Raw genomic sequence first — 9,290 nt, 5'->3', positions numbered from 1 at the left:
GTTATTTCTGTCTTTAGTCTTAATGTTTTTGTAATATACGAAATGTCTTTTGTCTATTGTTTTTGAATTAAAAATGACGTTTTAATATTATATAAAATATTATATATCATAACTCAATATTTGCGAGTCTCTTGAAAACAAACTATCTTTATCAGACTTATCTCTCAAATTAATAAACCGAATAATATTTTATTAGATGAAAACAGAACAAACCTTATCAGAATTAAAGCGACGATTTCCGAATGAGCCTGAATATCATCAAGCAGTACATGAAGTTTTAGAATCTATTGAAGAAGTATATAATCAACATCCAGAATTTGAAAAAGCTAATCTTATTGAAAGACTTTGTATTCCGGAGCGTATTTTTTCTTTCCGTGTAACATGGGTAGATGATAAAGGACAAGTGCATGTGAACATGGGGTATCGAGTACAGCACAGTAATGCGATAGGTCCATATAAAGGAGGTATACGTTTTCACTCTTCCGTAAATTTATCAATTCTTAAATTCTTAGCGTTTGAACAAACTTTCAAGAATTCATTGACTACTTTACCTATGGGTGGTGGAAAAGGTGGATCGGATTTTAATCCGAAAGGAAAATCGAATGCAGAGATAATGAGATTCTGTCAAGCATTCGTGACGGAACTTTGGAGACATATTGGTCCTGATACAGATGTGCCTGCTGGAGATATAGGTGTTGGTGGACGTGAAGTTGGTTTCATGTTTGGTATGTATAAAAAACTGGCTCGTGAGTTTACTGGAACTTTTACTGGTAAAGGTTTAACTTTTGGAGGATCGTTGATTCGTCCTGAGGCAACCGGATATGGAAATGTATATTTCTTACTGGAGATGTTGAAAACTCGTAATATAGATATTAAGGGTAAGAAATGTTTAGTGTCTGGTTCTGGAAATGTGGCTCAATATACTTGTGAGAAGCTTATAGAGTTGGGAGCCATTCCTATGACTCTTTCTGATTCGGATGGATATATCTATGATCCAGAGGGTATCACTCTTGAGAAATTGGAGTATGTGAAAGAGCTTAAGGATCTTTATAGAGGACGTATTAAAGAATACGCAGAAAAATATAACTGTAAGTTTGTGGCTGGTGGACGCCCTTGGGGTGAAGTGGCTGATATTGCATTGCCTTCGGCGACTCAAAATGAATTGAATGGGGATGATGCTAAAGCTCTTGTTGCTAATGGTATTGTTGCTGTATCGGAAGGTGCTAACATGCCATCTACTCCTGAGGCGGTAAATGTATTTTTGGATGCAAAAATATTGTATGCTCCGGGTAAAGCAGCTAATGCAGGTGGTGTATCTGTATCGGGCTTGGAGATGTCTCAAAATTCAGCACGTCTGAGCTGGACTATTGAAGAAGTGGATAGTAGACTAAAGACAATTATGTCTGATATTCATGAGAATTGCTCGAAATATGGAAAAGATGCTGATGGTTTTGTAAACTATGTGAAGGGTGCAAATATTGCAGGCTTCATGAAAGTGGCAAAAGCTATGATGGCACAAGGTATACTATAATCTATTAGATTAAATTATAATAAATAGAAAAAGCCACTTCATTGAAGTGGCTTTTTTTATTTTGCTTATCCTTTTAATACGACTCCGTATTTTTTCTTTCCGTTTATTTTTATCACTAAAGGATTTGAGAATCTTACATGTCTGATTGCATCCGATTCGTATAATGCAGGCAAGCTGTTGAGATATGATTCGTCAAAAGTACCTTCTCCATCTAAATACGAATTGATCGTGAAATAGCCTACTCCAAAAGAAGTGAGGTTCTGAAAGAAGTGCGTGCCTTGGCTTGGCTCTATGCGATAGTTTTCGAGACCTGACTCAACCAATAATCTAGCATTGCTTATATGAGGCCATTTAACGGGTATTCCCAGCCATGAATCGCTGCTGCCCCATCTTCCGGGGCCTACTAAAATATAACCTCTGTCTTCTTCCATAAACTGTTTATTTAGCTTTTCTATTTCATAGGCTAACAATTGGTTATTAGAAGCATTGAAATTGGCAGTTTTGACATATACAATATCATATACATCATCTGTAATGCCGTTGCCTAGAGCGTTATTTGATGTAAGGATAGTATCTTCTATCGGTATCTTAAGAAGGTCTTCATTAAGTACTTCTTTGTTCTGAACAATGGGGCGGATTTGTAATAAATAGAAGATTGCTTCGTCTTTATTCTTCAGATTGACAGCAAATTCTATTTCCACTGCTCGTCCCATTTCAAACTGAGTAATGCTCAATACTTTTTGGAGTACAGTAGCTAATGGAAACAATTCATGCTGAAGGATATTCGCAAAAGATATAATCTTACGTCCTCCTTCGTAAAAACCTTCATATATGGTTTGATCAACGGGATCAAATGTGGAAACGATAAAACGAATGGAGTCATCAGCAATGGCATCATTTACGTTTAATTTCAATAGGTTGAAGCCATCATTGATGGAAAACTCCTGCGTGATATCTTCCATGTCGAGAGCATAGAACTGTCTTTGAGTTTCTCTTAAGGCAAAGTCAACAGAGCTTAATTGTAGAATATTGTTTGGATGGTAGGGCGAAAATCTTAAAGTAGTACCTCCGTCTACAATGTACTTTCCAAGACCCAATGCTATATTGGCTATACCTTCTTCTGCTTTTTCGTGTCCGATAGGGTAAAAGTTGAGAGAGCGTGTTACGCCAGACATGGTAGGATAGAAGCGATTGCCGTATCTGCTACCAACAACTTCTTGCAAAACGATCCCCATTTTCTCTTGATCGATCAGATTTTGAGTTGCAGTCATATACGATTTGCTATCAGCATAGAAAACTGATGCGTAGACCGATTTTACAGCCGCTTTTACCGATTGTATCATCTTGTGCTTGTCTTCCAATACAGGAACCATATATGTTGAGTATATGCCTGCAAATGGTTGATAGTAAGAATCTTCTAGTAAGCTTGATGATCGTATGGCTAAGGGTGATTTAACTGCTTCGAAAAAGGTTAGAAAATCATCATCGAGGCTCTCCGGCAAATCGGCATCCAGAAAATGTTGAAGAATCTCCTCATCACTTTTATCAGACAATGCTATCGGATATAGATTATTTGATTCCATGAAATCGTCAAAAATATCGGTACAGAGTACTACTGTTTTGGGTAGTAATACGGGGAAGTTGGGATTCTCATTTAGTTCAAAGTTTGTCTTTACGATATTTCCAAGAAATGCTAGACCTCTACCTTTTCCACCCAATGAACCATTACCGATACGTGCGAAATTAGAAAACTCATCAAAGCGATCTTTCTCGAAGACGGCAATTACTCCTGAGTTTTTCATCCTACGATATTCGACTATTGTATCATAAATGATTTTTCGGGCTTCTTCTATATTTGAAAGATCATTTACATCTATTTTCTTTAGTGTCTCGGCAATAGGAAACATTGCTCTGGAATACAAGAATCTAGAGAAATGATTGTGAGACATATGGTAGGCTAAAGATTTATCGGGTATCGTTAATATCGATTTCTGTAAATCTTTCAGATTCTTTATACGGACAATTTCTTCTTTTGTATCAGGGTCTATTATTATGAAATCACCGAATCCGAATTGTTCTACAATCTGAGTGCGTAGATCAAGCGGATAGCTTTTTGAGTTTTTATCAATAAAACTGCACGAAATTTCATCGGCATAAGCTCTATTACTTTCTTCTGACGAATTGAATATAATAGGTAGGAATCTGTCTTGTCCTTTTATCCATTTAGCAAGGTTGTAACCAGCCAGTTTTTCTTTGATGCCTCCATGCATATAGCTCATATCGGTAACTATACCTAATATGTTATCTTTATACTGAGTGTATATAACGGCGGCTTCTTCGTAGCTGCGTGCCAGTAGAATTTTTGGTCTGCCTCGCATACGTAACATCTTCTGATGCTCATTAAGAGCTTCTTTCGAAAACTCTCGCGATTCTTTAAGTACTATCTTAAATAATGCGGATAGTGCGGATGAGTAAAAACGGATGGAGTCTTCAACTAGAAGTATAATTTGTACACCCACCATTTCGGTGTCGTGTTCCACATTCATCGAGTCTTCTATCAGTTTAATAATTGCCAACAGTAAGTTAGAATTACCTAACCAACTAAAAACATAGTCGGCAAAAGTGAGGTCTTCTGTCGAAAAGCGTTTTGATACCTCTTTAGAAAAAGCGGTTAATACGACTAACGGAATATCAGAATACAGCCTTTTGATCTCTCTTGCTGTTGCAAACATATCGGCATCATCCATGTTTGGCATATAAATAACCAATTCATAGTGATTTTCTTTGAGATGACTGAACGCATCTTCTGCCGTAGATACTTGTGTGAATCGGGGAGGGTAGCGCAGATTGAGAGATGTGTATTCATCAAATATTTGCTCATCTACACGACCATCCTCTTCAAGAATGAAAATGTCGTATTTAGTTGCTATAAGTAGTATATTGTAGATACGCTTGTTCATCAAACTTGCAAACGAAGTATCTTTAAATTGGAACCGTTTTATATCTGATATATTCTGCATATATTTATAAGGGGACTAATGATTTGTATTTTTTCACTGAAAGTTTAAAAATAGGAATAATAATCTGGGTTAGAAAACGAGCAAGTAAAAAATATCCAATATATTTAAAGGTTGTAGGATTATCAATAATATAAGTTTGATTGTTCTTAGATATTGATGGAATCTATCATCTTTGGCACAACTATTGAATGAGTTACTATTAATGAGATTTTAAAAATTATGGAACAAAAAAGAATAAAGTTAAGTGTACTCGATCAGTCACCTATCAATAAGAATAAAACGGCTTCGGAAGCTTTGATTGAAACAACTCAGCTAGCTGAACTTACGGATCGATTGGGATATACGCGCTTCTGGGTATCGGAGCATCATAATGCTGAAAGTCTGGCAGGAACTTCGCCCGAAATCTTAATAGCTCATTTAGCCAATCATACAAAGCATATACGCATTGGTTCGGGTGGCATTATGTTACCCAACCATAGTGCATTGAAGATGTCCGAAAATTTCAGACTCCTTGAAGCTCTGTATCCCAACCGGATAGATATGGGAATTGGCAGAGCCCCCGGTACAGACAGATTGACAGCCTCATTGCTCAACCCGAGTAATCGTTTTGATGAGCAGGATTTTATACAACAACTTTATGACTTGGATAATTTCTTTCATGATGCTGATGGAAAAGATACGGTCTATCGTAAAGTAAAAGCATACCCTTCTATACCCACTGTGCCTCATCGTTGGTTGTTGACTTCGAGTGGTGAAAGTGGTACAATTGCCGCTCATTTTGGAATGGCATTGTCGTATGCACAATTTATAAATCCGTATTTAGGTGCAGATATAATTAAAGCATATCGGAAGAACTTTAGACCTTCGGAGGATCTGAAAACACCGCAGGCTAATGTTGCCATATTTGCATTCTGCAATGAGGATGAAGAAGTCGTAAGAAAACAACAGGCTGTAATGGATTATCGATTTATTCAATTGGAACGTGGCGGAGGTCTAGCTCCTGTATTGTATGAAGATATTGAGAATATGCCTTATTCTGAGTTTGAGTTACAAAGGATTAAAGTAAACAGAGCGAGAACGATATTTGCAACACCTGAAGTGATGAAAGAAAAATTGATCGGCTTGGCAGAAGATTATCAAGTAGATGAAATAATGCTTGTAACTTATGCTGAGAAGTTTGAAGACCGATTACATTCTTATGAGTTATTAGCCGAAATGTTCCAATTAGGTCGCTAATTTACTTGTACTTATACCTGTTGGAGTAATAAAAAAGAGTGAGACTTTATAATTATCTATTTTGGTATAACTCAGAGGAATAAAATTTTATATATTTGCATATTGGGTTTCTATGTCCGTTTTGGTGCAAGAAGCCCATTGATAAACGAAATATTATTTATTCAAATTCTCTACAAAAAAATGAAAATTGCTATTGTTGGCGTAAGTGGTGCTGTCGGACAAGAATTTTTAAGAGTTCTTGACGAACGCAATTTCCCGTTTGATGAATTAGTCTTGTTTGGTTCTGGCCGTAGTGCAGGAAAAGAATATACCTTCAAGGGTAAGAAGTACATGGTGAAAGAACTGAAGCATAACGATGATTTTAAGGGAATAGATATTGCTTTTGTTTCGGCAGGAGGAAGTGCTTCAATAGAATTTGCTTCTACCATTACAAAACATGGTACTGTGATGATTGATAATTCTAGTGCATTCCGTATGGATAAAGATGTTCCATTGGTTGTGCCCGAAGTAAATGGTGAGGATGCAAAAGTGCGTCCACGTAATATTATTGCAAATCCTAACTGTACAACAATTCAGTTGGTAGTTGCATTGAAGCCTATCGAAGAGTTATCACATATCAAGCGTGTGCATGTTGCTACTTATCAGGCAGCTTCGGGAGCTGGTGCAACTGCTATGGACGAGTTGGAAAATCAGTTTAAACAAATTGTGAATAATGAGCCCGTTGTTGTTGAGAAGTTTGTAGCTCAATTGGCATACAATGTAATACCTCAGGTAGATGTGTTTACCGAGAACGGTTATACTAAAGAGGAGATGAAAATGTATCATGAAACTCGTAAGATAATGCATTCAGATATTGAAGTGAGTGCAACTTGTGTGCGTGTTCCTGTTATACGTGCTCACTCTGAAGCTACTTGGGTAGAAACAGAAAAACCTATTTCGATGGAAGAAGCTCGTAAAGCTTTCAGCGAAGGCAATGGAATTATCCTACAAGATAATCCTGAGAAAAAAGAATATCCGATGCCTCTTCATGTTGCAGGAAAAGACCCTGTATATATAGGACGTATCCGAAAAGATATCAGTAATCCTAACGGATTGTCGTTTTGGTCGGTAAGCGATCAGATCAAAAAAGGTGCGGCTTTAAATGCTGTACAAATAGCTGAATATCTTATCAAAGAAAATGCATTGTAAAGAAGTGGTTACTTTACTATAAAAATAAAGGGTATCTATTAATTTTAGATGCCCTTTATTTATTAAGTCTTATAATCGATCAATCTATATAACATGAAAAAGCTGCAATTCCTCAAGCCTTTGCTAAACTTTGTATTTATAGCATTATTGATAACTACTGTCAGCCGCATTGTTCTGTTCCTTATGTATAAAGAACGGGTTGAAGTCGTTGAGAACTGTTGGGAAATATTTCCTGTTGGATTAAGGTTTGATTTAATTCTCATCTCATATCTTTCGTTTATTCCAGCCCTGTTTTTATTCTTAGTTCCAGACAAATTAGCGAAGTATGCCAGTCGATTTTTAACAGCATATTGTGTTCTATTCTTGTTTTTGATATTCTTTATGGAGATTGTCAGTCCCGATTTCATCAATCAATACGATACGCGTCCTAATAAACTGTTTCTTGAATATCTTATATACCCCAAAGAAGTTGCTACCATGTTATTTAAGGGGCGTATTTGGACTGTAGTTGTAGTGGTGGTACTTTCGATCATTGCTCTCTGTTTCGGCTTTAAAAAAGGAGGTAGACTATTTACAGTACGCCCGACAGAATATAAATATAGGTTGCTGTTGTTTTCTTTAATCGGCTTCTTTCTGTTTTGGGGAGCTAGAGGTAGTTTGACGAGCAAACGACCTATTAATCCTAGTAACGCGATGTTTTCAAACGATCAGTTAACTAACTGTCTAGGTTTGAATTCTATATACACTCTTTTTTACGCAGCTTATGGTTTGAAGAATGAGGTGGATGCGAGTAAGATGTACGGAAAAATGGATTCGGAAGAAGCTATTACACGTGTGAGAAAATATATGAATGTTGCAGATACCGATTTTACAGATGGTAATCTATCATTAATGCATGTGCAAGAGCCTGATACTTTATTGAGCAGACCATACAATCTGGTTATATTTTTGCAAGAAAGTTTGGGAGCTGAGTTTGTTGGAGCATTAGGTGGAATGCCTATTACTCCCGAATTGGATAAACTGTCGAAAGAGGGATTTTTATTTACTAGGCTTTATAGTACAGGTACAAGAAGTGTGAGAGGTATAGAAGCTGTTGCTACTGGCTTTTTACCATCTCCATCGGAAAGTGTGGTGAAACTGAGTGGTGCTCAAACAGATTTTTTTACATTGGGAGCTTTGTTGAAACAAGCAGGTTATAATACTAGTTTCATTTATGGAGGAATGGCAAACTTCGATAATATGGGGTCTTTCTTTAATGGGAATGGTTTCGATAATATTATAGATGAAACGGTATTCGATAAAGATGCAACAAAATATGCTTTTAAAGGAACATGGGGATATTCGGATGAAGATCTGGTCATAAAAGCAAATGAATATTTTAAAAGCATGGGCGATAAACCGTTCTTTTCGTTTATGTTTTCAAGTTCTAATCACGATCCATTTGAATTTCCAGACGGGCGAATAGAGCTTTATGAACAACCCAAGAAGACAGTACACAATGCAATAAAATATGCAGACTTTGCGATTGGTAAATTCTTTGAATTAGCAAGGCAGGAAGATTACTTTAAGAATACCATATTTGTTGTGGTTGCCGATCATAATACTCGTACTTATGGTAAAAATTTAGTGCCTATCAATAAATTTCGTATTCCGGCTTTGATCCTGGGACCCAATGTTTCACAAGGAGTGAAGTATGATAAACTGTCGAGCCAGATAGATATACCACCTACATTGTTAAGTATGATAGGTATGAAGGTTGAAACTCCTATGGCAGGACGCAATGTACTGCAATTATCAGATAGTATAGCTGGTCGTGCAATTATGCAGTTCTATGATATTAATGCTTTTAGAGTGGAGAATAAGGTGGTGATTATGCAACCCAATAAGGAACCTTTGCAATTTGAAATAAAGAACGATACTACACTTGTCCCGATGAAACTAGAGACTGAATTGGCAAAGGATGCTTTGGGGCATGTTATTGCAGCAGATTACATGTACAAGGAAAAGAAATATCGCTTGAAATAACTGGGCAACCCTATTAATATAAAGTTACTTATTTAACTAAGTGACCTTATATTATTTTATAAAGGTTCGCTTTGTCTAAATATGATAAAATCTTAAATAATTTTTGTTATTAAGTTTAATGTTTTATATTTGCCCTTGGTAAATAACTCTTTACGTCCTGAAATGGTTAATGAATTAACAAATAGCACAACTCGCAATAGTCTGAAATTTAACTTTTTAGATTTTGATTTCTGTGCTAAAATATTAGAGAGAGAGAGAGAGAGAGAGAGAGAGAGAGAGAGAGAGAGAGA

The 9,290-nt window shown here is 36.4% G+C and carries 6 protein-coding genes; 4 read left to right on the top strand and 2 right to left on the bottom strand.

What is annotated here, in order from left to right:
* The first annotated feature begins 196 nt into the window (after window positions 1-196).
* On the top strand, window positions 197-1,531 hold the full coding sequence (locus HGC4_RS13110) for an NADP-specific glutamate dehydrogenase (RefSeq protein ID WP_050710594.1): 1,335 nt from the start codon (window positions 197-199) through the stop codon (window positions 1,529-1,531).
* A gap of 65 nt (window positions 1,532-1,596) precedes the next feature.
* On the opposite strand, the gene HGC4_RS13105 is transcribed toward HGC4_RS13110, so the two are convergent.
* Window positions 1,597-4,551, bottom strand: coding sequence for a PEP/pyruvate-binding domain-containing protein (locus tag HGC4_RS13105; RefSeq protein ID WP_050710593.1), 2,955 nt, complete (start codon window positions 4,549-4,551; stop codon window positions 1,597-1,599).
* Between the two features lie 219 nt (window positions 4,552-4,770).
* On the opposite strand from HGC4_RS13105, the gene HGC4_RS13100 reads away from it, so the two are divergent.
* From HGC4_RS13100 to HGC4_RS13090, 3 genes are all read left to right on the top strand, one after another.
* Window positions 4,771-5,787, top strand: coding sequence for an LLM class flavin-dependent oxidoreductase (locus HGC4_RS13100; RefSeq protein WP_050710592.1), 1,017 nt, complete (start codon window positions 4,771-4,773; stop codon window positions 5,785-5,787).
* A gap of 180 nt (window positions 5,788-5,967) precedes the next feature.
* A complete protein-coding gene (locus HGC4_RS13095) occupies window positions 5,968-6,975 on the top strand; it encodes an aspartate-semialdehyde dehydrogenase (RefSeq protein WP_050710591.1) in 1,008 nt (335 codons plus the stop codon).
* Between the two features lie 93 nt (window positions 6,976-7,068).
* Window positions 7,069-9,000, top strand: a complete 1,932-nt coding sequence (locus HGC4_RS13090; protein WP_050710590.1) for an LTA synthase family protein — start codon at window positions 7,069-7,071, stop codon at window positions 8,998-9,000.
* 92 nt (window positions 9,001-9,092) lie between these two features.
* On the opposite strand, the gene HGC4_RS18965 is transcribed toward HGC4_RS13090, so the two are convergent.
* Window positions 9,093-9,290: hypothetical protein (locus tag HGC4_RS18965; protein WP_221406876.1), on the bottom strand; the 198-nt coding region annotated here is incomplete at its 5' end.

Origin of the sequence: Dysgonomonas sp. HGC4, assembly GCF_001261715.1 — a bacterium.
Classification (GTDB): Bacteria; Bacteroidota; Bacteroidia; order Bacteroidales; family Dysgonomonadaceae; genus Dysgonomonas_A.
Note: the sequence above shows the minus strand (reverse complement) of the source record. Positions and strands in the feature narration are given on the sequence as shown.

Coding starts and splice junctions, on each gene's coding strand:
- HGC4_RS13100 (WP_050710592.1), top strand. CDS start 4,771: ATGGAACAAAAAAGAATAAAGTTAAGTGTACTCGATCAGTCACCTATC.
- HGC4_RS13095 (WP_050710591.1), top strand. CDS start 5,968: ATGAAAATTGCTATTGTTGGCGTAAGTGGTGCTGTCGGACAAGAATTT.
- HGC4_RS13090 (WP_050710590.1), top strand. CDS start 7,069: ATGAAAAAGCTGCAATTCCTCAAGCCTTTGCTAAACTTTGTATTTATA.
- HGC4_RS13110 (WP_050710594.1), top strand. CDS start 197: ATGAAAACAGAACAAACCTTATCAGAATTAAAGCGACGATTTCCGAAT.
- HGC4_RS13105 (WP_050710593.1), bottom strand. CDS start 4,551: ATGCAGAATATATCAGATATAAAACGGTTCCAATTTAAAGATACTTCG.